We start from the raw sequence: 26,910 nt of genomic DNA on the forward strand, positions 1-26,910 counted from the left end.
GGCCCACCCATGCCCGCGTGATCGCGCGTGATGGGGCGCTGTACGCGGGCATGGGTGGGCCCCGGTACCGCTGTTGGGCGGTGCCGGGGCCGTTCCCTTGCCGGGGGCCGGTTGTTAGGCCGGGGCGTGTGTGTCGTTCATGTTGGCCGGGCGTGTGGCGTCCGTGGTGGTGGCGGTGGTGTTGTCCTGGCCGGGGTCGAAGTCGCCGAGGCTGTCGGTCAGGTAGGCGGCGATGGCGTCGTAGTCCGGGTGGTGTCTGGGACCGCCGGTGGTGCCGTTGGCGTGCGGGTGGTGGCTGCTGAGGTGGATCATGTGCTCGTGGGTGCAAATTTCGAGGAGTGAGTCGTCGTCGCGGTCATGGCGGCTGATGACGGGCTGGGTGTGGTCGTCGTGCCACATGAGGGCCCAGCCGGGGCCGTGGGCGGCCAACGCGCGGACGTCGGCTGGTTCCACGGTGATGTAGCGGGGGGTTTCGGGAAAGCCTGTGTCGTGGGCGTGGCGGTAGCCGGTGGCGGTATGTGGGGGGGAGGCCTCCGGCGGCGGCGATCAGGGCGGCGACAGCGGCGGGCGGCGTTTGACGGGGCACGGTCACCGTGAACGTGGGCACGCTGTGTGTAGCTCGGCCGCCGGGGTGGGGGCCGGTGATGGCGATCGTGATGGGTGCGGTCGAGTCGGCGGCGTACGGCATGGTGATCGATGCGGTCACGCCGGTGGGGGTGATCCGGTAGTCGGTGGTGATGTGGCGGCCGTCGGCGTCGGGGCGGCTGGCCTGGTGGCGATGGATGCCGTGGGGGCGTAGCGCGGTGGTGTAGGGGCCGGTGGCGGCCATCATTTGGGCGGTGTGCGGCCATTGCCGCAGGCGGGTACGGGCCTGGCCGGTGATGTCGGCGATGGTGGTGGTGATGGCGGCGGGGTCGTCCGGTTGGTCATGCCGGGCGTACTGATCGTGGATGGCGGTGAACCCGGCGTGGTCGATGATCTCGAAAACGTCCCCGTGGTCGGCCAGGTCGGTGGTGGCGGCGAACACGTCGTGTCCGTCCCACATGAGCGCCCATCCGGGGCCGTAGGCGGTCAAGCCGCGTAGGTGGGCGGCGTCCACCGTGATGTCGTCGGCGGTCATCGTGGGTGCCATGCGGTTTTCCCTTTCGTTCCCCCGGCGCGTCATCCCGGGTGGTTTTCGGCGGCGATTCACCGCCTAATTCCATGGACGCTCCATCGCGAATGAATGTCAACCCGAAAGCGCATTAATATCTGAGATTCCACAACCGGGAATCGGGCAATCAGGCGTCGTTCGCCGTCGTTCGGTGAAATGTGTGAAGAGTCGGGCCGGCCACGGATGTCAAGCCGATACAGCGACCCCCTTCGAGAAGTTTCCGCAGATCACCGATTGATTATGAGGGTAGCCTCTCCAGCCGTTCCGGTGACGGAAAATGTTCCCGGATCGGCTTGCCAGTCGTTATCTATGCGAGGGATGGTCGTCGCACAAACAAAAACACCGGCCCGGTACGGGGCCGGGAAAAGCGACTGGAAAGGGACATGCGCCATGGCTATCACTATGCCGGAAAACATCGGCACCGAATGCATTCCCACTGACATTGACGCCGCTATTAATAACGCGGACGCCGCCGTCCCGGCCCCTGACGCCGCGCCCCTGACCGCCCCTGACCGCCCCGGCACCGCCGCCCCGGACACCGACCCCACGGCGGGCACCGATCCCCGTGCGGAGGCGGTATGGGCAGCGCTGAACGCCGAGCCGGGCGCGACCGCCACGGCGATCGGGGCGGCGGCCGGGCTCAGCCGGATGGTGGCGGGCAAGATCCTCAACCAACTCGACGCCGACGGGCGCGCCCGCCGCGAGCCGGGGACGAACGACGGTCAGACGCGGGGCCGGTCCGCTGACCGGTGGTACCCGATCACCACCGACACCACCGCAGCGGACACGTCCGCCTCGGACACCCCGGATGCCGAAACGCCGGGCATCGCGCCCGCCGTGCCGGACGCTGATACCCCCGACGCTGACGCCCCGCAGAGTGACACCGTAGAAGCATCGGAGGAGGAGACGCTTCCGGCCGCCAGCGGTACGGCCGCCCCCGCCCCGGTGGCCGGGCCGAGCGACGAAGAGGAGCCGGTCGAGGAGGCGCATGATCAGCCGGAGGAGCTCACCGGCGACGAAGCGCCCAATGAGAGTCCGGACCAGGCCCACGTCTCGCTCCCCGGCGCTGACCCGTCCGAGCCTGTGTCTGAGTCGGTGTCTGGGCCGGTGGTGGATGATCCGGCGTGGGCGCGAGTGCGGGCCGAACTGGCGGAACTGACCGACCTGCTCGGCGGGGTCGCCCTGGCCAAAGACGACGGTAACGACGTGATGGCGTTGGGCTGCCTGGAGATGGCGATGGCGAGGATCGCCTCGGTGCACCGTGACGCGCGCGCGGTGCTGACCGGTATCGACGCCGCCCCGGCCCGCGCCGTGCCGGGTGCCCGGCCGGGCGGTGCCAGCGGCGGCGGGGGGAGCGGGGTGCGGCCGGGGGCGTTGCGAGATCGGGTGTACGCGCACCTGATCGAGTACCCCGGCAAGGACTTCACCCCGTACGAGATCGGCAAGGTGCTGGACGCCTCGTCCGGTGCGGTGGCCAACGCGTTGGACCGGCTGGTCAACCTCGGACGCGCGGAGCTGACCTGTGAGCGGCCCCGCCGGTTCGCCCTCACCCCCACTGAGACCGCCACCGCGGCCCCCACAGATGCCCGCGCCGAGGCAGCAGGTGAGCCTGGCGACACGGCCTCCAACGGCTACGACGACTGAATGAGGGCGTGCAGGCGGGCCACCCCGCCACCGGCCCGCCCGCCCGGACCCCCGTAGGCCGGTAGGTCGCCCTACGGATGCCCGCAGCAGCCCACCCGCCCCGCACGGCCCGCCCGCGCCGACGCCGACCGCACGGCTCGACGGGAGCCACCCACGATCACCGACTGATCAGCGGCTCGGCCCCCGCACGAAGGGACGAGACCGCGCTACCCCCCGATCCGTCATCGCGTCTGTTTCGCATGCCCACACATCAGAAAGGCCCTGTCATGGCTCACGAAATCGAGATCTTCGCCAACGGTTCGGCCGGGTTCGCCGCCGCCCGTAAGCCCGGCTGGCACGGGCTCGGCTACACCGCGCCCGGCCCGATGACCGCCGAGGACCTGCTGGCCAACGCCCAGCTCGCCGGGTGGAACGTGCGCAAGGTGCCGGTCGGCCAGGTGACCGACCCCGTCACCGGCCAGCTGGTCGTCACGGACGAGGACTTCCTGGTGGTGCGCACCAACCCAGTCTCCGGAGCGCCGGAACGGCTCGGCCGCGTCGGCAGAGAATACGAGGTGCTGCAGAACGAGGATGTGACCGCGTTCCTGCAGACCCTGGTGGATGAATCGGGGGCGGTGTTCGACACCGGCGGGTCGCTGAACAACGGGCGGCGCATCTTCGTCACCATGCGGCTGCCCGAACCGCTCATGGTCGGCGGGTTCGATCAGATCGACCTGTACCTGGCGGCGTTCTCCCGGCATGACGGGTGGGGGTCGTTCGTGACCGTGGCGACTCCGGTCCGGGTGGTGTGCGCCAACACCGAACGCGCCGCGCTGGCCCATCACGCCTCGAAGTTCACCGTCCGGCACACCGGCCGGATGGCCGGGCGCATCGCCGAGGCCCGCGACGCGCTGAAGCTCACCTGGAAGCACGGGGAAGCGTTCGCCGCCGAGGCCGAAAAGCTGCTCGCCACCCCAATGAACTTCGCCGAATTCCGCCAGTTTACCAACGTCCTGTACCCGATCCCGCCGGGCGCGAAGGACCTGGCGCGCAAGAACCGCGAGCTGACCCTGCGCCAGCTGGAGCATCTGTTCGCCCACGCGCCCACGCAAGAGCCGATCCGCAACACCCGCTGGGCCGCCTACAACGCGGTGACCGAACGGCTGGACCACCGCAGCCCCGTGTTCGGCAGCCGCGACGTGGCCGCCGTGCGGGCGGAGCGAGCCCTGCTCGACGACCACGACCACGCCAAGATCAAGACCCGCGCGTTCCGGCTGCTGTCCACCGCCTGACCTGTGGCCCCCGGTGTCCGGTACGGGCCCCCAGCCCGGGGCCCGTACCGGACACCCACCCTGACGCGCCGCATAGATCGTCCGGCGTTACCTCGGCTGTGCCCGGTCCCGGGTTGCCGGGCGGGCCACGCCAGGCCTCACGCCGCCGTACGTCATCACCCGCTTACCGAAGGAGACCGTCATGGGACGACTCGAAGACCTGGCCATTCACCACGCCACCGCCGCCCGCTGGGAACTCAGCGAGGCGCTCAACCGCATCGCCACCCTGGACGACGAGGGCACGCTGCACGACAAGGACCTGGGCCGCATCGCCTACGCCTACCAGCGCATGTCGTGGTGGCAGCAGGTCACCGACCTCACCCACGGCCGCGAAGAACCGATCGACGGCGCGACCGCACTGCTCACCGTGCGGCAAAGGGCCCAGGACCTGCTGATCAACGCCCGTCCGGTGAACAACGGCGGCTTGTTCGCCCTGGCAATGGCCGAGGCCCGCAGGGGCGGCGCGCGCGCCTTTCTCGACGCGACCGAGAAACTCGCCGACGCGCTCGCTCTCCTCTCCGATCACGACACCCGCCCGGCCAAAGGGATCACGCCCGCGACCGCACAGGCCCCGGCCGAGGGCCGCCGCCCGTGACGCCGCGCCCGGCGGGCGCGGCGTCAAGCCGCCAGCCGGGCGGCCACCCCATGACCCCACCCCTCACCAGTCCCCCGTCACTCAGCTAAAGGACGACACACGATGGATGACTCCTGCCAGCCCGGCACCCTGCCGCCGTCCCGTCCGCCGGACAGCATCACTCCCGCGCGGGACACCACCACTGGCCATGACGCGAAGGCATGGCCATCATGCGATCAGCTGACCACCGAGAAGGTCACCGCCACCCGCCACGCCTGCTACACCGCAGCAGCGAAAGCGATCTTCGCCTTGCAGAACGGCCAACGGCTGACCGGCGAGCAGCTGTTCGTCACCGTCCACGCCCAGGCGGCACGCGCCTGGTGGGACCTGGTGGAAGAGGAGATCACCAGTAAGCAGCTGACCTCCGATCACGCGCTGCGGCGGGTGCGCTCCTGGGCTCGCCACTACCTCACCGCCGAACCTCCGGCCGCCCGGCCGGGCACGTTGTTCGATCACGCCCTCGCCCACGCCGCCCGCATGGCCACCCGTGACTTCCTCGGCGACAGCGGCCACCTGCTCGCCCAGCACCTCATCCACCAGGCAGCCCATCCGGCGGGCACCTCGGCCACGGCCACGCCCGCAGAACACGATCACCCTCGACCGGTCGGCCCCACCCCGCCCGCACCGACGGCGGTGGCGCCGTGACCGAGCAGCCGACCGCGCGAGCGCATCCCGGCGCTGGCGATAACCCTGCAGGAAAGGACAGCACCGTTATGAACGACTCTCAGCAGCCCTCCGCCATCGGCGCACCGCCCCCAGCGGCCCCGGCTTCGCTGGAGGCGATCATCGAGCAGGCTTGTAGCGTCCGCCAGCATCACACCGATGACCTGTTCCGGCGTCTTGGCCGGGGCGAGCGGCTGACCGCCGAGCAGATCTACGACACCCTGCACGCGCACACCGTGTGCACCTGGTGGCTGCTGGTAGCCCGGCACATCGAGTACGCCGATGGCGGCGGTTTGCGCCCGGCTCAGGCCATCGCCAGGTTCATCTCCTGGATCGCCCCCTACGCCACCGACCCCACCCCACCCGAACCCGCGATGGACGCACCGGCACCCGGGGCGGACAGCGAGCTCACTGCCGCCCTCGACCACCTCGAGCGCAGCCTGGCACTCATCCGGCAGAACGCCGCCCGCGCCTTCCTCGCCCAAGCCGAGACACTCGCGCCGGCCTGCTCCCGCCAAAAGACCTCCGAGGCTTCTCCCGGGCAGGAGGCCACGGCATGACCCACCCCCACCCCGGGCCCCACCACACCGGCACCGGCACCGGCGACCCCACGGCCGCCGCTTTGGAGCCTCGTGCCACGAACGGGCCGGAGCCGGAGCGGACGGACACCTCGCGTCTGGAAATCTTCCAGATGCTTGGCTGGAGCTGGGACATCACCGCCGCCAAGAAACTCACCCAGGGCCGGGCCGCGGAGGGGGTGATCGTGACCGAATGGTGGGCGGCCATGCTCAATCTGATCGCCATCGATGCCGAGCACGCGGCCCAGGTGGACCTGTCGGAGCCGCTGATCGTGGCCACGGTCCCGACCGGCGGCATTCTGATCATCGACGGTTGGCACCGCCTCTGCAAGGCCGTGACCATCGGCCTTCCTGAGCTGCCCGCCGTGGTGCTTACCGCCGAGGAGGAACGCGCCTGCCGGATCTGCGGCGGGGAAGAGCTGGTAGCGGAGGAGGACATGGCCGGTAGCGCCTGAGCCGGTGGCGTAGGTGGCATGCCCCGCCCAGCACAAGTGAAGTGTGCTGGCCGGGGCATACCTCCTGCACCACCGGATCAGGCCCGCCTGTCCGGCCCCTTGCCCATGACCGGAGGGTGTTTGCCCGCCATGATGAGCGCGACCTTCTTCCTCACCTTTTCGGGTGTGGGGTTGCGCATCAGGTACGGATTGGGCCCCAGGCCGAGCGGGCTCACGTAGGGAGCAGGCTTGTCCGGCTTGGGCTCCGGCTCGATTCTTCTGAAAAGGGGGCCGCCGCCGTCGGGCGTGTCGGTGGGGCGCGGGTAGAGGGTGTGTCCGATGAGCCGGAGCACGGACTCGATGGGCAGCAGGTAGTCGATGAGGCTGGTCTCGTCGTCGTCGGACAGGGTGGGGTCGCGGGGCCGGTTGCGGTTGTGCAGGTCGACTTGCCCGGCCTTGGCGAGGTGGTCGTAGAGGCGTCCTTCCAGCCACCCGGCCTCGCTGCTGTTGAGCGTCTCATCCTCGTTGGACTCGTAGCGGATGAGCAGGGCCCGGTACCAGTGGTCGCGGTCCTTGAGCTGCTGCAGCACGCGGTGGCGGAGCCCGGGTGTGGTGGCCTTGCCGACGTAGGCTCCCCACCGGCCTTCGTGGTCGGGCCGGTCGAGCAGGAGGTAGACGCCGGGCACGTTCCAGCCCTTTTCGAGGCGGTTGGCGTGGTCGCGGTCGAGCAGAAGCATGCCGGCGACCTTGTGCTTGGCGCGGATCTTAATCGGATTGTTGAGGTCGTAGGAGAGGCTGACGATGAGCTGGGACGGGGCAAACCGCATCGCACACACGCGGCGTCTCCTTCCCTGGTACCGCCGGATTCTATGCGAACAGTATCGGAGAAGTTGCCGTGGGTGACTGCGAATTTCGCTGAAGAAACGTGCAGCTCATCCGCAGAATCGGCTTCCGCAGGGTGTCGGTCGACACTACGCCGGATGGGTTACGGCCCAATCGTGGCGTCATGTGAGATCGCTGCGGTCATGGCCGGGGCGGCCTGTTGACGGCTCGTAGGGTGCACGGCACCCGCGCCTTCGGCTTGCGAACCGAAGGCGCGGATAGGGTCATCCAAGAACCCTTGAGGAGGATCGGTGACATCCCCGAACCCGCAGAGGTGGCCATTCGAGCGGCGCAGGCACTGGGACGTGTTCCTTGATGGCGGTCTGGTCAAGGATTTGGGCACGCTCACTCGGATCGCCTATGGGACAACCGGTAGCCAGGAAAGGGAGTGCACAGCCCGGCACGTCCTCAACGACACCCGCGTATTCCGCGACATTCCAGAAGAACTGATCGCCGAGTGCAAGAGAGAGTTGGGACTACCGGAGGAGATATGATCTCTCGTCCCGAAGAGACCGACTGGCCCTACTACCCGGCGGCCTTCACGAATCTGAGCAGGGGACGGGTGAAACCGATCAGGTCCCCGCGGTGATAGGTGTCGATTCTGACGACGCTGCGGCGGTTGGGGGCGTGGATCATCTGCCCGCCTCCGAGGACAAGGCCAACGTGTCCGGGGCTGTCGGCTTGCATGTTGAAGAAGGCGAGGTCGCCGGGCTGTTCTTGTCCCGATGGTATGGGTGGTCCGTGGCGCCATTGGTCGGCGGCGACGCGGGGGATGGTGATGCCGGCTGCTTGGTAGGCGCGCATGGTCAGGCCGGAGCAGTCGAAGGCGGCCGGTCCTTCGGCTCCCCAGAGGTACGGCTTGCCGAGTTGGGCGTGAGCGTAGGCGATGACGGCGGCGACTTGTCCGCCAGGGATGAGCGAGACGCAGCTCCCGGTGAGGGCGTCCACGAGGCGTTGGGCGAGAGGCTCCCATGGAGCGTAGGCGTCGGGGCGGGCGGAACGTTGGACGGCCTGGGCGGCTCGGGTGAGCGGGAGCTGCTCCCAACGCCGCACCTTCACCAGGCGGTCGTAGAAGGTGGCGGTGGCGTAGCGGGGGTTGAGGATCCGCTCGGGTGTTCCCCAGCCTTGCGAGGGGCGCTGCTGAAACAGCCCCAGCGAGTCGAGGTGCCCGTAGCGCAGATTACGAAGCTGCGATTCTTGCAGGGCGGTGGCGACCGCGATCACTGCTGCCCGTGCGGGCAGGCTCCGCTCCATCGCGAGCTGGACGATAAGGGCGGCATGGGTCTGCTGCTCGCTGTCCATGGCCACGGCGGTGGAAGCGATCCCAGTGAATGCCGGGGCCGCAACCGGCGTGCCCTCCGTGCTGCTCGCTGTGCCGGATGGGAGCGCGCAGGCGACGCTGCCGGGTGTCCCGGAGGCGGTCAGGATGCTGGAAGCAGCTGCGACGAACACCGAGACAAGGAGCAGCAGGAGAGCGGCGCCGGCCGCGACGGCCTTCACCTGATTTGAGCTTCCAGGGGGGACCGGCTGTCGAGAAAGTCGTCGTAGGAGTCGCGGTCGCTGCTGGTGGCGGGTTGCTCCGGGCTTCGACCGATGGCGAGGTGGGGCCAGGCGTTGCCGAGTTCGCTGAGCCTCATCCGAGACTGGCCTGCTCTGCTGGGGAGGGGGAGCCAGCAGGGGCCGGCGGGGCCATCGTTGAGGTCTGTCTGGACGGCGGTGGCGATGGGCATCTCGGTGACCTTGATGACCGCGCGGAGATTGGTCTCGCGGGTCCGGCTGGGCAGCCAGAACAGCACCGGGGTGGTGATCTGCGTAGCCTCGGCGAGATCGGCGTAGGCGGCGAGTTTGTCGGCGACCTTGGCCAGGGTCATGCTGCCGGTGTCGTGTTCGAGGAAGAAGTCGATCTGGCGGCCCTGCTCGTACCAGCAGCCGAAGGCGTCGGGGCGGGCCAGGCCGCTCCAGATCTTCGCGCACTGCTTCTCCGACAGCCACGCCCTCAGGTGAGCTTCCGGAGTGTGGCGGGCCAGGTGGAGCAGGGCGACGAAGAAATCGTTGAGGCCGATCTGGTGGCCGCTCTTGTCCGAGATAGAGATCGACATGGCCAGGTCGGGGTGGTAGCCGAGCTCTTTGACGGTGGTGTGGCCGCGCAGGGCGAGGAGTTCGGCTCCGGTGCGGCCGAGCACCCAATGGTGCGGGGCGGAGCCGCCGTAGGGGGTCCAGGGCCGGTAGCGGGTGATGGTGTGCAGCTTGTGCAGGATGCCCAGGCGGCGGCGCGTGGGCTGCGGCTTGGTGAAGAACATCCGTTGGAGCTGGTGCGTGGTCAGCACTCGGTGATGGAGAAGGTGCTCCAGGATCTGGTAGTCGCGTGGAGTGAGCCGGGCGGTGACGTTGGCCATGGCGGTGGCGTCGAAACGTGGCAGGCCGAGCGGGATACGAGCGGCGGGCATGACGGGAACTCCTTGCAGGTGATCGGTGCTGGCTGGGTGCGTAGCGGTGGGTCAGGCGGGCTCTTCGTGGTGGCCGGGAGGTCCACTGCGCAGGTCATTGCGCAGGTCGGGTGCGCGGTCTGGCTGGCGGCGTGGTCTGCGGGCGGGCCGCTGGGCAGCGTCGACAGGCTGGGTGAACTGCTCGCGGGATGCCTGCCGGATCTCCTCTGCTCGACCCTCGACTAGCGCGGGGAGGGGGCGGGTGCGCAGGGTGAAGGCGGTGGTTTGCTGGCCGTCGATGACGAGGCGCGCGGCGGCTTGGTAGGCGCCGAGGTGGGTGAGGTCGTGAGGGCTGATCAGTGGAGCGGTGTGGTGTTTGAGGTCGTTCGCGTCTTTGGGTGAGGCGTTGAAGTAGATCTTGTTGCGGGCGTCGGCGGACAGGGCTTCGCGTAGGTCGTTCGGGAGTTGGTCGAGGTGCTGGTGAGCGAGGACCAGGGAGAGGCGGTAGCCGCGCGCCTCGGCCAGGACGTCGTTGATGTGGCCAGGCAAGTTCAGGAAGTTGTGGCACTCATCGATCACGAGTGAGGCGTCCGGCCGGTCGGCTTCGGACATGTGTGAACGGCGGGTCGTGGCTTGCCAGGTGTGGGCGAGCAGGATGGAGCCGAACAGCCGGGCGGCGTCGTCGCCGAGGACGCCTTTCGGGAGCCGGGCCAGGACCAGGCCGCCTTGGTCGAGGAGCCGGCCGATGGGCACGGTGGTGTCCGGGCTGGCCAGCGCCTGCCGGACGAACGGGCGGAGCAGGACGGCGCGCAGCTTGTTCATCACCGGGCCGATGACGGTGGCTTGTCCGGCGGGGGTGAGGGCTTCGTAGGAGTCCCAGAAGCCGCCCAGCAGGTTGTCCTCCAGTCGCGGGACGATCTGGGTGCGGAACGCTTGGTCGGTGAGCAGCCGGGGCACGTCGGCGAGGGTGGCTTTGCAGCCGAGGACGCTGGTCAGGGTGAGGCAGGTGGAGCGCAGCAGATCGTCGACGCGCGGTCCCCAGGCTGTGGAGAAGCAGCGGTGGAAGATGGTGACGACGGAGTCGACGGCGAAGGCGGGGTCGTGCCCGGCGAGGATGTTGATCGACGGCGGCAGTGCGGGGTCTTGCGGGTCGAAGACGACGGTTCTGCCGATCGCCCGCTTGGGCAGGCGGTTGAGGATGTCGATGATCAGGTCACCTTTCGGGTCGATGACCAGGGCGCCTCGCCCTGCGGCTGCGTCGGTGAGGACGAGGTTGGCGAGCAGGGTGGATTTGCCGACGCCGGTGCCGCCGAGGACGTGGGTGTGGTGGCGTCCGTCGGCCACGGGTAGCGCGACGGGCCGTGGTGGGCCGCTGTCGGCGTCGCCGAGGATGCGGGTGGTTCCGGCCGCTGTGGTGTGGGGCACGGCCGGGGAGGGGGCGATGGGGCGGGCTCCGGCGCGGGTGATGCCGGGGGCGTCGATGTCCCAGGGCAGGTGGGCGAGCGCGGCCAGCTCGGCCACCGACAGCAGATAACCGGAATCGAGGCGGCGCGAGCCGATCACGCGTCGGGCACGCCAGAGGCGGGCTCGGCGCAGGTACTGGTGACCGCCGGTGTAGAGGGCGAAGACGCCGGCGAGGGTGTGCGCGTGGCCCCGTAGCCAGCCACGGACCAGCTCAGTGGGCTCCCGGCGGACCGGCGTCCTGGAGATGGGCTCGCGGCTGGTGGCGACGGCGTAGCGAACGGCCACGGTGTAGCGGGGCTGGCCTGCCTTGGAGAGGATGGCGCGGACTTGTTCGGCGCGTTCGGGGAAGTCACGGGCCAGGTCGCTGGGCCGGTGGTGGTCGCGGGCGTCGGGCAGGGGGAGGACCTCGTCGCAGACGCGGCCAAAGAGGCGGCGGCTTCCTCCTCCGCGGAGAGCGGCGGCTGCTCGGTAGGCGTGCCGCAGGCGCCTACCGGTGGTCGGGCGGGCCAGCACCTGGACGACGGCGTGCTCGCCCTCGCGGAGTCCGCCCATGGCCTCCAGCAGTGATCGCACGGGGTCGTGATCGTGGTCGGTCTTGAGCGGGAGATGCTCGGGCGCGGCCAGCACCAGCCGGCCGCCCGCGATCTCGGCCTCCACCGGCAGGGGCGAGGTGGCGGGGCTCGTTGTAGTGGTGGCTCCGGGCCAGGCGGCGTGGATGGCCTTCTCCACGATGCCTGGCGGGATGGTGCCGGGCACCCACAGGCGGATCCGGACGCCCGCGTCGCTGCCGCAGTACTCCCACACCAGGTGGGGTTGGCCTGCAAAGGTGCGCTTCCATGCGGGTCGGAGCAGGCCGACGAGCTGCCGCCACAGCACGAGCGCTCCTTCCGGGTCGCTGCGTGGTGGGCTGGAGATTTCGATCAGGCGGGCTTCGGGGGTCATGTCGGCGTGGTGGAGCCAGCCGAGCAGGTAGCGAACGGCGGCAGCCACCGCCCATATAGCGGTGAGGGCCAGGGCGATGCGGGGCCCATAGGCGAGGGCGAGGTCGGGCAGGCGGGTGGGCAGCTCGGTCAGGAAGTCGAGGGCAGTCTGGACGTCGTGGTCGTCGATGTCGCAGAGCAGGCAGGGCCCGCTGTGATCAGGTGACGGGGTCATGGTCATAGCGGGTCGCTCTCCTCGTCCTGGTGGACTTCGCTGATCTGGATGGCGCCAGGTGGAGCCGGTGGATGGGGTCGCGGATCGTGTTGCTCGAGCTCGGCGAGTTGGGCTGGGTCCGTGGTGACCAGGGCCGTCTCTGCTGGAGAGGCGACGATGCTGAAGGCGACGCGGCTGGCGGGTCCGGCGACCAGGAGGGCTTCGCCGCGTTCGGCGGTGAGCAGGAACTGGCGTTCGCCGTCGGTCAGGTCGAAGGCGTCGCCGACCGCGCCGATGGCCTGTGGTGCTTGGCGGAGCAGGATCTGGCTGGCGGCGTTGGCCACGATCGCCTGGCCGAGCTCGGTGCCGAGCAGGTCGGCGGCGTCCTGGGTGACGACGGCGAGCCCGGCCCAGTGCTTCCTAGCGGCCTTGGCCATCCGGAACAGGAAGCGGGCGCCTTCGGGTTCCTTCATCAGCAGCCAGGCCTCGTCCACGACGATCAGGCGCTTCTTGCGGTCGCGCGGGTTGGCCACGCGCCGCCAGATCGCATCCAACGCCAGCAGGGTGCCGACGGCCTTCATCTCCTCGGGCAGGTCGCGGAGGGAGAAGACGGTCAGGTGCCCGGCTGGGTGGGTGGTGGTGGGGCCGTCGAACAGTTCGCGGTAGGAGCCGGTGACGTAGGGGGCCAGCTGCGCGGCCAGCTCTGCACCCGCCTGGCCTCCAGATCCTTTTCTGGTAAGTGCGGTGACCAGATCGGCGAGGAGCGGCGCGGGCTGGGTCCAGGTGGCGGGATCGCGGGTGATCCCGGCGGCCTGGTAGGTGGCGATGATCGCGGAATCCAGGCCCGCGCGTGTCTGCGGAGTGAGCTGGGTGCCGCCGAGCATGGTGGCGATCAGGGTCTGCAGGAACATCGCCCGCCGGGACAGCACGTCGTCCTGCGGGCCGTGGCTGGCGGGCAGGTCGAAGGGGTTCCACCGCACCCCGGCGGCGCCGAGGTGCAGGCAGGTGCCGCCGACGGCGTGGGCCAGACGGGCGTACTCGTCTTCGGGATCGATGACGGCGACCTCGACGCCCTGATACAGCAGGCGCAGGGCCTCCAGCTTGGTGAGGAAGCTCTTGCCCGCGCCGGAACGCGCGAGAACGACGGAGTTGTGGTTGTCCTGGGCGTAGCGGTCCCACACCACGACGCCGGAGCTGGTGGCACTCAGCCCGTACAGCACTCCGCTCTCACCGGCGGTCGCCGGGAGGTCGGGGGAGATGAACGGGACGGCCGCCGCCAGCGCGGTGGTGTCGAACGTCCGCGTCGCACCGAGGGAGTCGACGCCGAGCGGCAGGCTGGTGGTCCAACCTTGCAGGGCGCGAAATGTCGCCGGTTGCGCATCCAGCAGCAGGGACGATGCCAGCGCCCGAACCCGCTCCACCTCGGCGGCCAGCTCGGGCTCCGTAGCAGCGGTGATGGTCAGGTAGAGGCCGACCTTGAACAGCCGGCCGTGGCCTCGGGCGAGCTGGTCGGCCAGGTCGGTGGCGTCGTCGGCGGCGGCTTCGGCGGCGAAGTCGGCGAGCCTGCCATGCTGGGCGTCGGAGCGGCTGGCCGATTCCAGGCGGGCGAGCTGGCGGCGCAGCCGCATGGCCGCGACCTGCTGCGGGATCGGTTCGATGTGCAGAGAGACGTCGAGGTGGCCGGGGTAGGTGAGCAGCGGCTCCAGCCATCCCGCGCCGACCTCGCGCGGGTAGCCGGTCACCACGAACGACGCGCACACGGCATCGGGCAGGGTCAGGGTCCGGGCGCCGACGTGCGCCGACCCCGGATGTAGGAGAGGACTGGGCTGGTGCTCGCGGGTGCGTTGGCCTAGCTTCACGGCGTGCTCCTGGTAGCGGTGATCAGTTCGTCCGGCAAGGCCTGGCCGAGCGGGTGCCGGCCGCCGGGGTCGAGACACTCGGCCAGCGCCTGGCTAGCCGCGTCGGCGTCCAGAACGCGGGCGGCGACACCCAAAGCGACCAGGCTCCGCTCGGCCTCGGCGGCCCGCCGCAACACGACGGCAGCGCAGGCGTCACGGCGTACGGGGCGTCGTCCGCTGCTGGCGGCGGGGTGGTCGCGGAGCACGACGAGCACCTGCCGGGCCAGCAGCTCGCGCGAGCTGTTCAACTCGGCCAGATAGCCGGCGTGCTCGCGGGCGGCGCCAGCCAGCGCGGCGTGTGGCAGCACCTCCGCTTGCCGCTCGACCGTCTCGGCCAAGTCGGACAGGTCGGCGTGGCGGGCGCGGGCGAGGATCTGCACGGGTGCCTCCAGCGAGTTCAGCCACCGGCCGAACGCCCCAACCAAGGCTGCTTGCTCGCTGGTGGTACGCAGGTGGAAGGACAGGGTGCTGGTCTCGACCAGGACGGCCACGCCGCCGTCGGTGAGTTCGAGGGCGCCGTCGGTGCGGATCGCCCGGACCGGCAGGCGCAGCGGGGAGGGCAGCTTGCCGCGCACCCGGCACCACCGGGGCGGCTCGATGACCCCTTCGGACGCGGACACCAGGTTCTTGCGGGCGCGCCCGTGGAGCAGGGCGGCCAAGGCGAAGCGGTCCAGGCTGAGTCCGTCGCGTCGCCCGAGGGCGATGGTGAGGCCGAGCGCCAGCAGCGGCAGCACGATGGCGGCGAGGATGATGACGGGCAGGAGGCGATGGAACAGGTAGTAGATGGCGGCGGCGATGCCGCCGGTGAGAGTGACGATGAGGATCTGGCGGAAGGTCAGCCCGTAGGCGATCTTGTCCGGGGTGTTGATGTCGGCAGGGATGCGCGATACAAGCGGCTCCGGCTCGTTCATCGTCCGTCTCTTCTGCGCGTGAGATTCGGGGGCGGATCAAGGCGGAGGAGCAGTTGCCGGGGCCGGGCCGGGCGGGTGGGCATGCCGGGCAGCATCGGCTGACTCCAGGGCGGCTTCGGCCGGATCCACGGGCCTGTGCGCACGGCCGGGGGAGGTTGAGTGGGCGGGCGCGGCACGCGGGTGACCGGGAACGGCAACGCGAGTTGGCGTCCCTGCCCGGCTGCGGGTCCCGTCCGACGAGCGCCTGTCGTCGGCGTGGGCGGAAGATTGAGCGGGAGTTGGAGCTGCTGATGGCCGCGCTGGCCGGGCGGGTTGGGCGTGTTGTTCACCGGTGCTGTTCCTCCCGTGTTGGTGGGTCGGCCTGTCGGCCGCGCTCCCGGCGGTCCTCCGCGCGGCCGGGCAGCGCGGCGTCCCGCGTCCGGACCGCCGGGCGGCCGACGACGTCTGCTCGAAGCGCTCTTCGCCGCGCGGGCGGCTCTGCCGTTCCTGACCAGGGCGGTTCTGGCCAGGCCCATGGTTTTGTAGACGATCAGGCCTTTGACCAGGCGGGTCAGTAGTTGGGGTTGGGCGGGCTGCCAGACGGAGCGGGCCACCCAGCCGGGAATCTTGATCAGAAGGAACAGCAGGCCGATCAGCACCAGGGTGTCGATGGCGCGCATGACGATCGGCTTCATTGCCGCCAGGACGAGCTGGTCGGGGCCGGTGGTGAAGGCGTCGGTGGCGTCGGTGAAGTACACCTTGAACGCCAGAATGAGCACCAGCGCCTGCAGCACCTGCATGACCAGGACGCCGGTGAAGGCGCGCCACCACAGCCGGGCGATGTGCTCGGTCTGTGGCAGCGCGTGGCACAGCAGCGCGAGCGGTGCGGCGATCATCAGGAACAGCAGCAGCGCGATCCGTACGACGGCGATGAAGGCCAGGATGAGGCCCATCACCACCGCGATGGCGACCATCCAGATGAAGAACATGTGCGGGGCCGCCAGTTGCCCGACCGGGTTGGCGAGTTTGTTGGCGATCAGGTCGCCGGCGCGCCGCGCGTCGACGCCGTCTCCGAGCAGTGCGGCGACCAGGCCGTTGGCGAGCTCGATGGCGTGCTGGCAGAGGGTGAGTGAGAAGTTGAGCGTGATGGCGGCGACCAGCACGCGGGGTGCGACTTCGGCGGCGGTGGTGGAGGTCTGCACGCTGCCGTAGGCCATGACGATGACTCCGCCTGCCAGGACGAACAGTGCCAGCAGCGCGTTGGCCGCCATCCGCACGTGTGCGGACAGCTCCTGCACCCGCTGCACCATGTCCGGCGGCGGTGCGGACAGTAGCAGCGTGCCCATGGTCTGGAAGGCGGGCTGGATCGCCTCGGTGACGATCGAGCCGAACCAGCCGTTCAGCGCCCGGTTGATCTTGCAGCCGAAGTCCAGCCAGCCGCACTCCTCCGCCCCGCCATGCGGCGGCGGCACGGTGGCGGGCGGCGGCTCCGAGGCCGGGGCGGTGGGTCCGGTGCTCGGGTGCGGGTGCGGTGGTGGGGTGAGCATCGGCCCGGTTGGCGTGGCTGGAGTCGGTGCCGGAGCGGGTGTAGCGGGCGGCGTGGGCTGTGGGTGCGACGTTGGCGAGGGTGCTGGTGGCGGGGCCGGTTCGGCGGCGGCTTGGGTGGCGGTGACGGTGAGCGTGATGGCGATGATGGCGAGGAGCTGCGGTAGCCGGCGCTGGACGGCCGGGAACGTGCTCGCCGCGGGCGGGCGAGGTGGCGGGTGGCGGGTCACGGTCAGGTACCCACGATGCCCTTGAGCACGCTGACCAGCAGCGGCGCCAGCACCGCGATGCCGTAGCCGAGGGCGGCGTAGCGCAGGGTCTTCTTGGCCGCCTCGACCTCGCCCGGGTCGCCGCCGGCCAGGATGTAGCGCACTCCGCCCACGGTCAGGAACAGAGTGGCCAGGGCGACCAGCAGGCCGACGATGACGTTGCGCAGATTGTCGATCACAGCGTTGAGCGAGTCCGGGCCCTTGCCGCCGTCGGCGACCACCTCGGTGGGCAGGTCCGCTGCGGTGGCCTGGGCGAAGTGAGCCAGGGCGAGTTCCAGCAGGGTGCCGAGCGTCATGGCGGCGACGATGACGGCGGTGATGAGCAAGGTCTTACCGGTGGTGAAGCGGGAACGTGGGATCACGGCTGCCTCCCCGGGCAGATGGACGCGAGATTCGATGTGGAAGGCGGCGCGGAGACCCGGCCCGGGCGAGGCCGGGTGGGCGTCCTCCTTCGAGCAGTGGTGCGGGTGGCGGTCCGGTGGTGACAGGAACCGGTGGCCGGGTGCGGCCTGTCCGGGCTCGGTGCCGTCCGCGCTGCCTTCCGCTGCTAAAAGACCGGGGTCAAGGGCCGAAATCAGACACCAGGGCCAGCGGAATTTGCCCGTTCATGATTGTCGGTCTCGACGCATGACGAAAGCCGTAGCGCGGGTTCACTCTGCATTGCCGGACAGCGACAGCTCACCGCCGAGCAGGGCCTGCCGAAGGCGCGTTTCGGCACGCTGGCGGCGTTTGAGCTCGGTGCAGTACAGCAGGCCGCGGGCCCGGCAGTAGGTGCTGAGCGAGATGCTGTCCAGGCGGGTCATGGAAATCAGTTCGGCCGCCTGCGCGGTGATGACCCCCAGCTCGACAGCCCGCTCCAGCAGCACATCGACGTGCCCGGGCGGGTAGCGCAGCGCCTGCCGGCCGTCGCTCATCTCCGGCTCTGGCAGCAGGTCGGTTCGGTCGATGGCATGGGCGCGCAGGACGGCGAACTGGGTCAGCCGCGACAGCCGCAGCACCAGGTGCGACCAGGACAGCTCCACCCGGCATAGCGCCTCCATGAAGCAGGCCAGCATCTCGGCCTCCAGCTCCTCGTGCTCGACCGGTAGCGTCTGGGCGAGGGTTTTGAGCAGGCGGCGCAGCATGGGAGCCGCGAGCGCGACGGCGGCCACCATCCACGCTCCTCGATGGGTGCGGGCCTGTTCGATGAGGTGCCGCCAGACCTCGTCGCGGGTGGCGCGGGGGCAGGACGGGTGCAGGAGAAGGGGGCCGAGCTCATCGAGTGGGATCGAGCGGCCGGGCAGACCAGGCCCGAGGACGGTTCCGTCCACGGCCAGCGGTTGCGGCCCCTGCATGAGCAGCCGGAAAGCGCGCTCGGCCAGATCGAGTGGACGCCCTTGCGCGGACGCTGTCGAGGCGCAGTGCGAGCTGTCCGTCATGCCGAGGCAAGTCTCGTGAGCAGGCGCGGCGGCCGGAGTGGTGGCGTCGGTCGAGCGGGTGTTGTACATGGCAGCCCCCGAAGACAGGTGAGCGGATCGGATGCTGCTCATGGCGCCAGAGGTGCCGTACAGGAACCGGACGTCTTCCGGGCAGACTTCGGCCCGGACAAAGATCACCCCAAGTCTGGGAGAACACCTCGAAACTGTGGTTGACCGGCAGTAACGCGGCGCTGAGGGATGTCCGTGTGGTGCGGAACAGTGGAGGCCGGCCGATGTCCGAACCTCGGCCGGAAACGGGCTGACCTGGCAGAACAGCGCCGGAGCGAAACCGCGAGGTCAAAAATGTTCCAACGCTGCCGCACCCCTTGCAGCGGGCGGTATGAAAGCGACGGGACGGTGGCGGACGCTCAGGCGGGCTCGGTGAAGTGAACCCCTCCGGTGCTTGCGACGGCGGCCAGTGCCTGCTCCACGTGGTCATGGGCGCGAATGGCCGGCATGGCGCCGGTGATCTCCAAGATCCGAGCGACTCGCGGCTGCAGGCCAACCAGGTGCACGGCGACCCTGCGGGCCTGGGCGAGGACCGCGGCGGCGAGCAGCACGGCCAGCCCGGAACTGTCCAGGAAGGACAGGCCGCTGGCGTGGATGATCAGGTGGTCGTCCAGGCTGCGGCGTACCAGGTCGATGCAGTTCTCCAGTTCGCGAGAGGTGGTGATGTCCACGTCACCGTCGATCGTGATCACGCTCGCGCCCGGCAGGTACCGGTGAGTCAGTCTCATGGCAGCCTCCACATACGCGGCTTCGGTGCAGGAGGGGTGAGCAGCGTTGCGACGGCGGCTTCGGCCGTGGGATGGATGTTGAGGGCATCCCACACCTCGGTGATCTGCAGCAGGCGAGCAGGCAGATCCTGTACGGCGGCCAGGTGCAGGGTGCTGCCCTGCTTGCGCACCTCGGCGTGGACGCGCAGCAGGACGCGCAGGCCGGTGCTGTCCATGAAGGTGAGGCCGCCCAGATCGAGTACCACGGGCCGGCTGGGCGGCCGCACTCGGCCGACATGAGTCTCCAGATCGTCGGCGTTGGTCGCGTCGAGCTCGCCGACGACCGTGATCACCACGCCGATGGGGAACGGGCGGCAGTCAAGGCGTAAGGACGTCACGCCGGGCCCGTCAGATGCTGGTCGTGCGGAGCTGAGCGATGGCGGTGATCACCGTCTCGAAGGTAGGCCTCGGGGTCCGGCGGCGTCAGTGCCGTCACCGTCGAGAGTAGAGGGGAGCACCGGTACAGGACAGTCAGATCGTCCTGTGGTCTTCAGACGCCAGGTGTATCCATTCCGAATGCCCGGGATATCCGGCGTAAGCGCTGAGAGCCGACGCGGACGCTCCGGCGGAACGTCGACCCGCCTCGGCTTTCCTCACACACCACATGCTCGCGTGATTGCCTCGCGGGACTGAGATGCGCGTACGTGACCGCCTCGCTGCAGGCCCGGACCGACATGAGGTGTCGAGGCCGTTGTCCGGTTTCTGTCCGGACGTTGTCCCGATCGTGTACGGAACTCCGAGTTCCGAAATACCCGCAAGCGTCGGGAGTGGGATGGGGTTCGATGAGGTGGAGCCACCTTCGAGCCGAGGAGGCAGCCGAGAGCAGGAAACCATTTCTTTGCTTGCTGTCGTGTCCTAAATCGGTCTCGGACGTCGGTATTTAGCTGAGTGACAGGAACCAGCCGGCCCGGGTGATCGGGCCATACCATCGTGACTTCACCTGCACGTGCCCACCGCTCCCACGCCGACCGCCTACTCACTCCCGCCCAGACCGTCCGCGAGGTGGACGCACGCCATCTGCCGCTGAGCGTCTGGCCGGCAGCCGCCGACACCGAAACCGTTCCCGCCTGCCGTACCGGCTGCTGCGTCCCGGTGGGCGGACCGCTGGCCCACCATCTGGTCACCGCGTGCACCCGGCTCGGCGACCTCGTGATCGACCTGGACGCCGCCGACCACCACGTCATCTCCACCGCTTTGGCCATGGGCTGCCAGGCCACCGCCACCATCACCGACCCCGTCCTGCTCGCCGTCATCGGCAAGACGCTGGCCAGGATCCATCCTGACCACGACCTGGAGGTGGCCGACCTCCGTCTCACCCGACCCGACACCTGGCCCACCGACATCCGAGATCTGATCGGGGCTGCCACCTTGGTCGTACGCAGCCACACCTGCTCGTCCCAGCGAAACGTACAGGCGACCGAACCGGCCAAGCCGGTCAAACAGACGACACTCGGCCTGGCCGAATCGGCGGCGTTGCTGAAGCCGGGAGGCCACCTGGTCCTCATCACCGGCCTGCACCGCGACGGGCAGGAACTCCTCGACCCGGCCCCAACCCTGATCGCCGAGGCGCAACGGGCCGGGCTGCTGTATCTGCAGCACATCGTCGCCCTGCGCCTCCCGCTCCGCAGCGCGTCCATCGAGCCGCCGATCACCTGGGGGCCGTCGAAAGCCAGTTCAGCCGTCGCCGGTCTGCCCGTCAGTGCTCGCGTGCACAGCGACGTGTTCATCTTCACCAAACAGCGCCCCGAGAGCTCCCCGCCCACGCCCGGCTCCAGGAACACCGACGGATCAGAGGACCATCCACTGCTGGGCGAGCAGGCCTGGCTGGAGGGAGAGCAGGCATGAGCACGACGACGACCTCGGTATGGGCAACGGGCCAGCAGCCGTCCCGCTCCCAGCGGCAGGGCCGGTACCTGCCGGAATCCATGAGGCATCCGGGCAAGATGCTGCCCGCGATCGCCGCCCAGGTGATCGACACCTACACCCGGCCGGGCGAACTCGTCATCGACCCGATGTGCGGGATCGGCACCACCCTGGTCGAGGCCGTTCACCTAGGCCGCGACGCCGCCGGGGTGGAGTACGAGCAGGACTGGGCCAAGCTCGCTGTCGCCAACCTCTCCCACGCCCGCCGCCGGGGCGCCACCGGCACCGGCACCGTGTTCGCCGGGGACGCGCGCGGCATCACCGGCCTGCTGCACAGCCTGGCTGGACAGGCGGCGCTGGTGCTCACATCCCCGCCGTACGGGTCGGCCACCCACGGCCACGTCCGCTCCACCCGCGACAGCGGCGAGCCCGGCATCCACAAACGCAACCAGCGCTACTCCCGAGACCGTGGCAACCTGGCTCATCAGCGGCTGCCAGTGCTGCTGGACGGGTTCGCCCAGATCCTCGCCGGTTGCACGGAACTGCTGCGGCCCGGTGGCGTGGTCGCGGTGACGGTGCGCCCGTACCGGCAGCAGGGCGAACTCATCGACCTGCCCGGCCACGTGCAGAAGGTCGCCGCGCGGGCCGGATTGGTGCTCGCCGACCGGATCGTGTGCCTGCTGTGCGGGCTCGGCCACGGCAAGCTGCTGAACCGGGCGTCGTTCTTCCAGATGCACGAGGCCCGCAAGGGCTGGACGCGCGGGCTGCCCATCCACGCCACCGCCCACGAAGATCTGCTGATCTTCACCAAGCCGTTGGCGGTGCCCGCCACCGACCACATGAGCAACCAGCCGGCCTCAGTAGCTGGAGAACGCGGCTAGTCCATGGGAGAACGTCGATGAACGATCAGACACTCGCGACCGTGCCTGACACCACGGACTCGATGGGGCCAAAGCATCAGCAGGTAGTCGGCAGGGCGAACGGGCAGCTCGTGCTCAGCCTGATGGAGGCCGCTCGACTCCTCGGCATGGGACGGACGACGGCATACCGGCTGGCTAAGACCGGGACGTTCCCCTGCCCGGTGCTCAGGATCGGTGGCCGATACGCAGTCCCGCGGCACGGCCTGGGGATGCTGCTGGGCTATGACGATCCGCACGACGCCTGCGAGGAAGGGCAGGAAGAGGCCCGAACGGCTCCGACAGGGTGAGGCTGATGCCGGCCACCAGTTCCGGTTGAAGAAGGGGTGGGCTCGCTGGAACTCTTCGCGGGCCCACCCCTTCCTGGGGCGCTCGTCCTACAGCCAGATATCCATTTTCGGGTTGCCACGCTGACACCTCTCGGCATGCATCAGGAGCAGTTGTATCCAGACTCCACGAGCCCGCGGGTGGCAGCCTCGGGCAGTCTCCTCGAGATCGCCGAGAGGGTTTCGGCACAGGATCAGGTATTGGCCGCCCTCACAGAGGAACTGGTAGGCGTCACAGCAGCAGATGCCCCTGATGCGAGCTGCGTTGCCGGTGTGGCGGTGGTAGGGCCTCCACTCGATCACGGTCCTACGCCTGCAACGTCGGTAGGCCAGAAGGCGTGGCCGGCCTCGGCGGTCAGCAGACGGTGTAGCAGGCGCGGGTTCCGGCCGTTGAGTGGTCGTCGATGGAGGGCCGGCCAGCTTGAACGATCGCCGCGGACATGCTCGTCGCAGGGATGCGGCAGGCTTCCGTTGAGCCCTATCCGTCTGTGACGCTCAAGGAGCTGGGGGCGGAGAAGGTCATGCCACCACCTCCCCTCAAGCTGGCCAGCCCTTGGCGGCATCCAGCACTCCTTCCTTACCCTGTCCCGATCGAGCGCTCATGCCGCCTGCTGACCCCTCTTGGTGGGCGGGGAGCTCGCCCGGCCACATGTTCGGCAGGAGCGGCCGGGCGAGGATTCCCGGTTGGTCACAGCGCGGGGCGTGGCGGCCCGTGAGGTCACGCACTGTGACGGCGTCCATGCAATCCGGCGTAGATGCCTGCCGTACACGGCGTGATCTGTACGTTTGCCGATCCGCAGCGCGAATCGCGCTGCCGGGCTGGTCGTTTGCTGGTCGTTTCGCTGATCGACTGGATCAACGGGTGTTGGCGGCGCACACTGTGTGGTCCCCTGGACGGTGAGGGAGCGTGACACGCGGTGAACCAGCCCGAACGGCGACCCGGCAACGGCCGTCCCGGCCTCGTCCGGGCGCGCGAACGCAAGGGCCTCACGCAGGAGGAAGCCGCCGAGCTGATCGGCGTCGCGGTGACCACCTGGGCCCGCTGGGAACGGGGCGAGCAGAAGATGCGGCCCGCCTACCGGGTTCGCATCGCTCGCGCGTGGCAGGTACCGGTGGAAGAAGTGGAACGCTGGCTGGCCGTAACCCATCCGCTCGTTGAGTCGGTGCCCGAGGTCGACGTGAACGGACTTGCGGCGGGCTGCTGTGCCGAGTCGGCGGGCCGGTTGTGGAGGTGGGAGATCGACACGTCACGACGACAACTTCTGGCCGCACTGCCCTTCACCCCTACAGTGCTGGGCGAATGGCTGGTGTCCTGGAGCTTCGACCCGCACGCCCCCGTCAGCAGTGAGGCGGGCAACGTACGCGTCGGCATGAGCGACGTACGAGCCATTCAAGAGGCACATGAGGCCTTCACCCGCATGGATCACCAATTCGGAGCCGGACTGGTCCGCCCGGCGGTCATCGACTTCCTGGTCTCGAAGGTGGCCCCGCTGTTGCGCGGCAGAGCAGACGACGACGTTCGGACGGAACTGTTCACGGCCGCCTCACAGATGACCCGGCTGGCCGGATGGATGGCCTTCGACCTGTCCCGGCACGGCCAGGCCCAGCAGCACCTCGGCCAGGCGTTGAAACTGGCCAAGCAAGCCGAGGACGGCTTGACCGGCGCCTGGGCTCTGGCCACGCTCGCCCAGCAGGCCTGCGACCTCGGCCAGCGACGCTGGGCCATCCGCCTGGCGAGCGCGGCCGTCGAGGCTGCTGGCAAGGCCGGGGCTCCGTCTCAGGTGATGGCCGAGCTCCTGGTCCGCCAAGCTCGCGCCCTCGCCGTTCCCGCCGATACCGATGGAGATCGGCGTGATGCCCACACGATCGGTGAGGTGGGACGGCTGCTGACGAAGGCGGAGACGGCCTTCGCTCGGGACACCGCCGGCCGCGGCCCTTTCTGGAAGGACAGCTTCGACGAAGCCGAGATGGCCGCAGAGGCCGGCTACTGCTGGCAACTCGTCAGCGAGCACCAGCGCGCCGTTGCCCATACTGAACGGGCACTGGAAGGCTTCGGGGCCGATTTTCCACGCTCGACCCAGTTCAACCAGATCCACGCCGCCCGCTCCTACCTCGAACTGGGCGAGCTGGACCGGGCACTGGACTACGCTCGCCAAGCCGTCCCCGCCACCGGCACTCTCGCCTCCGCGCGCGCCCGGACCTTGATGGACGACTTCTCCCATCGTCTGAAGCCGTACCGATCCAACCGGCACGTGCGCGAGTTCGAGGACTACCGGCACAGCCAACAACCCAGCTGAACAGGCGCCTGCGATGGCCACTCCACCCCTCGAAGCCGCCGCCGCGCTCCTCGGCCTGAACGCTGACGACGCGCTGCTGCTGCATCTGCGCGCCAACGCCGTCTACCACCTGCCGAGTTCCAAGGTCGTGCTACGGCTGCGGTACGCCCCCGGCAACCACCAAGCCCTGAACCGCCTCTGCGCCGCCATCCTGACGACCCGCTGGCTGGCCGCCCAGGGCTTCGCCACCATCGAGCCCCTGCCCATCGAACAACCCGTGACGGTAAACGGCTGGATCGCCACCGCCTGGCACTACGTCAACGGCCCCGCGCCCGCGCCCGGAGCACAGGACCTGGCCGCCCTGCTGCAGACCCTGCACGCCGTCCGCCCGCCCGTTCCAATACCGGCCCTCCAGCCGCTCGGCACCCTGCGCTCCGATCTCGCCCGGCACAGAGATGCTCTCTCTGACCGGCACCGCTGCTGGTTGCTATGCCGCTGCACCGACATCGAACAGGCCTACCGCGATCTGGACCCTCCCCTCGGGCTGGTGCTGCTGCACGGCGACGCCCATACCGGCAACCTCTTCCGCGACCACGACCGATGGCTGCTCGGGGACTGGGACTCCATCGCCTACGGGCCCCTGTTGTCCGACCTCATTCCCTCGATGATGGAACACCACCGTTTCGGCCGGCCTCGCAGCGACTGGATCAGTTTCTGCCGCCGCTACGACGTCGACCCCGACCTTGAACACCACCCCACCGCCACCACCCTGCGCATGGCCCGCGAGCTACGCTCCCTGGCGGCATACATCCGCGCCAGCGACCAGCCGAACGTACGCGCAGAACTCGATCGCCGCTTGACCAGCCTCGTTGAGGGCAACCCGACCACTTGGCGGGCTGTCTGACAACCGACGGTGCCGGTGCGTCGCTCCTGCGCCGGTCGCCCAGGTGAGCGGTGGCTAGACCGGCGTCAGGCGAGACTGCTTCGTGAGATCCAGATCGAGGGACGGCAGGCGCCGTACTTGCTGCCCTCACACAATTTGAAGACCGTGATGCGACTGAAGAACGCCGAGTCGGATCCACAGCCCCACTTGGCGCCGTTGCCGTCGACCACGGTCCACTGCTGCAGATAGGTCGTGGCGTACTCGACCCGGACGGCGCGGCCGTCGTTGGCCAGATCGCAGACCGTGATGCGCTTGCGATCGGCAGAGACGGTGGCCGAGCCCCAGCCGGCGTCGTCGCGCCAGCCCGTGGAGGGGGCGGCATCGGCTGGAGAAGCAGCCAGGGTGGTGGCGAGCACGGCGGCTGCCAGGGAGAGACGAGAGAGCACGGCCATCCGTCCAGAGGAGAGGCGTCAGATCGGTGCCACTGTGCATCAGCGGCGCGTCGAGACCTCGTAGCTCAGCGCCGCGCTGACGTGGCTTGATCAACTTTTGGACAGTGCCCAATATGGAGTCCGAGCCCGACCGCAGGTCTGCTTTCGCGTGCCACTGCATGCTCAGCTGTGCCGAAGTAGCTCCTACCGTGACGCACCGGGACACGATCGGTCCTGTACATCGTTTGTTGGCTTGACCAGGTTTTGGTCTGCTGCGCTGTCCTAATTCGCGACTTCGAGTCGGTATTTGAAGAGGTGACGGGGGCCTACGGCCCATTCCTGATGATGTCGCGGTGACCAGCGGATATCGCTTGACCCGGGCCATGAAGGTGGGGGTCGATACGGCTGCCCGCACACCCGGCAGCGCGGCGGGCGCTGGTGTGGCACCCCCGGGTCCGGGCTGTGCGAGTGGGCGTGAACAAAGAGGAAGCCGAACAGAGAAAGGCCATCACGACGATGAACGGCACCATCTACAAGACGTGTTCCTGCCGGGATGAGGCGAGCGGGAAGAAGCTCGGCAAGAAGTGCCCCAACCTGCGCCGCCCCGGGGGGAAAGGAGAGCGGTGGAGTACCACGCACGGCACCTGGGCCTACCAACTGGAGCTACCTCCATACGCGGATGGACAGCGGCGTAATCCGCTGCGCCGCCAGGGCTTCACCGAGGCGGGGCAGGCGGAGGCCGAGCTCGAGGACGCCTGCGCCCTGCTGTCGTTGGCCGAGGACCCTCACATACGGCGGAAGATCACAGAACTGATGCTTGCCACCCTCAAAGGAACCCGGGCACTGCCGTCGGTTGAGGAGGTACGCCGCAAGGTCCGCACGCACCAGGACCTGAACCCGACCGTCACGGTGGCGGAATGGATGACCGAATCCCGAGTTTCGCAGTTAGTGGGCAGACGAGAGCGCTGAATTGGGTGTTTGACCTGGGACAACGGGCGTGGGAGAGCCTGCGAGTCGTGTGTCCACGCCTGTGTGCTGGGTTCTTGCTGGTCGGAGG

General features: G+C 69.2%; 27 protein-coding genes. 13 read left to right on the forward strand and 14 right to left on the reverse strand.

Annotated elements, in window-relative coordinates:
- Positions 1-114: 114 nt before the first annotated feature.
- On the reverse strand, positions 115-312 hold the full coding sequence (locus ACBJ59_RS62245) for a hypothetical protein (protein WP_375119301.1): 198 nt from the start codon (positions 310-312) through the stop codon (positions 115-117).
- A 43-nt stretch (positions 313-355) separates the two neighbouring features.
- On the reverse strand, positions 356-1,132 hold the full coding sequence (locus ACBJ59_RS62250; protein ID WP_375119302.1) for a hypothetical protein: 777 nt from the start codon (positions 1,130-1,132) through the stop codon (positions 356-358).
- Positions 1,133-1,543: 411 nt separating this feature from the next.
- Here ACBJ59_RS62250 and ACBJ59_RS62255 point away from each other — a divergent pair, with 411 nt between their 5' ends.
- The 6 genes from ACBJ59_RS62255 (at position 1,544) to ACBJ59_RS62280 (ending at position 6,437) form a co-directional block, all read left to right on the forward strand.
- Complete coding sequence (locus tag ACBJ59_RS62255) at positions 1,544-2,797, forward strand: hypothetical protein (RefSeq protein ID WP_375119303.1); 1,254 nt, start codon at positions 1,544-1,546, stop codon at positions 2,795-2,797.
- Positions 2,798-3,063: 266 nt separating this feature from the next.
- The gene (locus ACBJ59_RS62260; RefSeq protein ID WP_375119304.1) at positions 3,064-4,068 is read left to right on the forward strand and encodes a DUF932 domain-containing protein; all 1,005 of its coding nucleotides are present in this window, start codon (positions 3,064-3,066) and stop codon (positions 4,066-4,068) included.
- 181 nt (positions 4,069-4,249) lie between these two features.
- Positions 4,250-4,702 (forward strand): hypothetical protein, encoded by a 453-nt coding sequence (locus ACBJ59_RS62265; protein ID WP_375119305.1) that lies wholly within the window; start codon positions 4,250-4,252, stop codon positions 4,700-4,702.
- Positions 4,703-4,804: 102 nt separating this feature from the next.
- Positions 4,805-5,386: a hypothetical protein gene (locus ACBJ59_RS62270; RefSeq protein WP_375119306.1), complete on the forward strand. Its 582-nt coding sequence runs from the start codon at positions 4,805-4,807 to the stop codon at positions 5,384-5,386.
- 68 nt (positions 5,387-5,454) lie between these two features.
- Entirely contained in the window at positions 5,455-5,964 is a 510-nt protein-coding gene (locus ACBJ59_RS62275) for a hypothetical protein (protein ID WP_375119307.1), read from the forward strand.
- Complete coding sequence (locus tag ACBJ59_RS62280) at positions 5,961-6,437, forward strand: ParB N-terminal domain-containing protein (protein WP_375119308.1); 477 nt, start codon at positions 5,961-5,963, stop codon at positions 6,435-6,437. The genes ACBJ59_RS62275 and ACBJ59_RS62280 overlap by 4 nt, the downstream gene beginning before the upstream one ends.
- A gap of 77 nt (positions 6,438-6,514) precedes the next feature.
- Here the strand turns inward: ACBJ59_RS62280 and ACBJ59_RS62285 are convergent, their stop codons facing one another.
- Entirely contained in the window at positions 6,515-7,252 is a 738-nt protein-coding gene (locus ACBJ59_RS62285; RefSeq protein WP_375119309.1) for a hypothetical protein, read from the reverse strand.
- A gap of 297 nt (positions 7,253-7,549) precedes the next feature.
- Between ACBJ59_RS62285 and ACBJ59_RS62290 the strand changes: the two genes are divergently transcribed.
- On the forward strand, positions 7,550-7,792 hold the full coding sequence (locus ACBJ59_RS62290; protein ID WP_375119310.1) for a hypothetical protein: 243 nt from the start codon (positions 7,550-7,552) through the stop codon (positions 7,790-7,792).
- Positions 7,793-7,823: 31 nt separating this feature from the next.
- Here ACBJ59_RS62290 and ACBJ59_RS62295 read toward each other — a convergent pair whose 3' ends face one another.
- From ACBJ59_RS62295 to ACBJ59_RS62340, 10 genes are all read right to left on the reverse strand, one after another.
- Positions 7,824-8,798 carry a C40 family peptidase gene (locus ACBJ59_RS62295; RefSeq protein WP_375119311.1) on the reverse strand — a complete coding sequence of 325 codons (975 nt, stop codon included), beginning with the start codon at positions 8,796-8,798 and terminating at the stop codon, positions 7,824-7,826.
- On the reverse strand, positions 8,795-9,745 hold the full coding sequence (locus tag ACBJ59_RS62300) for a replication-relaxation family protein (RefSeq protein ID WP_375119312.1): 951 nt from the start codon (positions 9,743-9,745) through the stop codon (positions 8,795-8,797). Before ACBJ59_RS62300 ends, ACBJ59_RS62295 begins: the two co-directional genes overlap by 4 nt.
- A gap of 51 nt (positions 9,746-9,796) precedes the next feature.
- Entirely contained in the window at positions 9,797-12,349 is a 2,553-nt protein-coding gene (locus tag ACBJ59_RS62305; RefSeq protein WP_375119313.1) for a type IV secretory system conjugative DNA transfer family protein, read from the reverse strand.
- Positions 12,346-14,181 carry a VirB4 family type IV secretion system protein gene (locus ACBJ59_RS62310; protein ID WP_375119314.1) on the reverse strand — a complete coding sequence of 612 codons (1,836 nt, stop codon included), beginning with the start codon at positions 14,179-14,181 and terminating at the stop codon, positions 12,346-12,348. Before ACBJ59_RS62310 ends, ACBJ59_RS62305 begins: the two co-directional genes overlap by 4 nt.
- Positions 14,178-15,131: a PrgI family protein gene (locus tag ACBJ59_RS62315; protein ID WP_375119315.1), complete on the reverse strand. Its 954-nt coding sequence runs from the start codon at positions 15,129-15,131 to the stop codon at positions 14,178-14,180. The genes ACBJ59_RS62310 and ACBJ59_RS62315 overlap by 4 nt, the downstream gene beginning before the upstream one ends.
- Entirely contained in the window at positions 15,128-16,657 is a 1,530-nt protein-coding gene (locus tag ACBJ59_RS62320; protein WP_375119316.1) for a hypothetical protein, read from the reverse strand. Before ACBJ59_RS62320 ends, ACBJ59_RS62315 begins: the two co-directional genes overlap by 4 nt.
- A gap of 230 nt (positions 16,658-16,887) precedes the next feature.
- Complete coding sequence (locus ACBJ59_RS62325) at positions 16,888-17,286, reverse strand: pilin (protein ID WP_375119317.1); 399 nt, start codon at positions 17,284-17,286, stop codon at positions 16,888-16,890.
- 288 nt (positions 17,287-17,574) lie between these two features.
- Entirely contained in the window at positions 17,575-18,519 is a 945-nt protein-coding gene (locus ACBJ59_RS62330) for a hypothetical protein (protein ID WP_375119318.1), read from the reverse strand.
- A gap of 230 nt (positions 18,520-18,749) precedes the next feature.
- Positions 18,750-19,118: an STAS domain-containing protein gene (locus ACBJ59_RS62335; protein ID WP_375119319.1), complete on the reverse strand. Its 369-nt coding sequence runs from the start codon at positions 19,116-19,118 to the stop codon at positions 18,750-18,752.
- Positions 19,115-19,450: an STAS domain-containing protein gene (locus ACBJ59_RS62340; protein ID WP_375119320.1), complete on the reverse strand. Its 336-nt coding sequence runs from the start codon at positions 19,448-19,450 to the stop codon at positions 19,115-19,117. The genes ACBJ59_RS62335 and ACBJ59_RS62340 overlap by 4 nt, the downstream gene beginning before the upstream one ends.
- Positions 19,451-20,159: 709 nt before the next feature.
- Here ACBJ59_RS62340 and ACBJ59_RS62345 point away from each other — a divergent pair.
- The 5 genes from ACBJ59_RS62345 (at position 20,160) to ACBJ59_RS62365 (ending at position 25,443) form a co-directional block, all read left to right on the forward strand.
- Complete coding sequence (locus tag ACBJ59_RS62345) at positions 20,160-21,002, forward strand: hypothetical protein (protein ID WP_375119321.1); 843 nt, start codon at positions 20,160-20,162, stop codon at positions 21,000-21,002.
- Positions 20,999-21,901: a TRM11 family SAM-dependent methyltransferase gene (locus ACBJ59_RS62350; protein ID WP_375119322.1), complete on the forward strand. Its 903-nt coding sequence runs from the start codon at positions 20,999-21,001 to the stop codon at positions 21,899-21,901. The genes ACBJ59_RS62345 and ACBJ59_RS62350 overlap by 4 nt, the downstream gene beginning before the upstream one ends.
- A gap of 17 nt (positions 21,902-21,918) precedes the next feature.
- A complete protein-coding gene (locus ACBJ59_RS62355) occupies positions 21,919-22,227 on the forward strand; it encodes a helix-turn-helix transcriptional regulator (RefSeq protein ID WP_375119323.1) in 309 nt (102 codons plus the stop codon).
- Positions 22,228-23,180: 953 nt separating this feature from the next.
- Complete coding sequence (locus ACBJ59_RS62360; RefSeq protein WP_375119324.1) at positions 23,181-24,560, forward strand: helix-turn-helix transcriptional regulator; 1,380 nt, start codon at positions 23,181-23,183, stop codon at positions 24,558-24,560.
- A gap of 13 nt (positions 24,561-24,573) precedes the next feature.
- On the forward strand, positions 24,574-25,443 hold the full coding sequence (locus tag ACBJ59_RS62365) for a phosphotransferase family protein (protein ID WP_375119325.1): 870 nt from the start codon (positions 24,574-24,576) through the stop codon (positions 25,441-25,443).
- Positions 25,444-25,508: 65 nt separating this feature from the next.
- Here the strand turns inward: ACBJ59_RS62365 and ACBJ59_RS62370 are convergent, their stop codons facing one another.
- On the reverse strand, positions 25,509-25,874 hold the full coding sequence (locus ACBJ59_RS62370) for a hypothetical protein (protein ID WP_375119326.1): 366 nt from the start codon (positions 25,872-25,874) through the stop codon (positions 25,509-25,511).
- Positions 25,875-26,327: 453 nt separating this feature from the next.
- Here ACBJ59_RS62370 and ACBJ59_RS62375 point away from each other — a divergent pair, with 453 nt between their 5' ends.
- Complete coding sequence (locus tag ACBJ59_RS62375; RefSeq protein ID WP_375119327.1) at positions 26,328-26,822, forward strand: hypothetical protein; 495 nt, start codon at positions 26,328-26,330, stop codon at positions 26,820-26,822.
- Positions 26,823-26,910 lie beyond the last annotated feature (88 nt).

The organism is Nonomuraea sp. MTCD27 (assembly GCF_041950495.1).
Taxonomy (GTDB): Bacteria; Actinomycetota; Actinomycetes; order Streptosporangiales; family Streptosporangiaceae; genus Nonomuraea.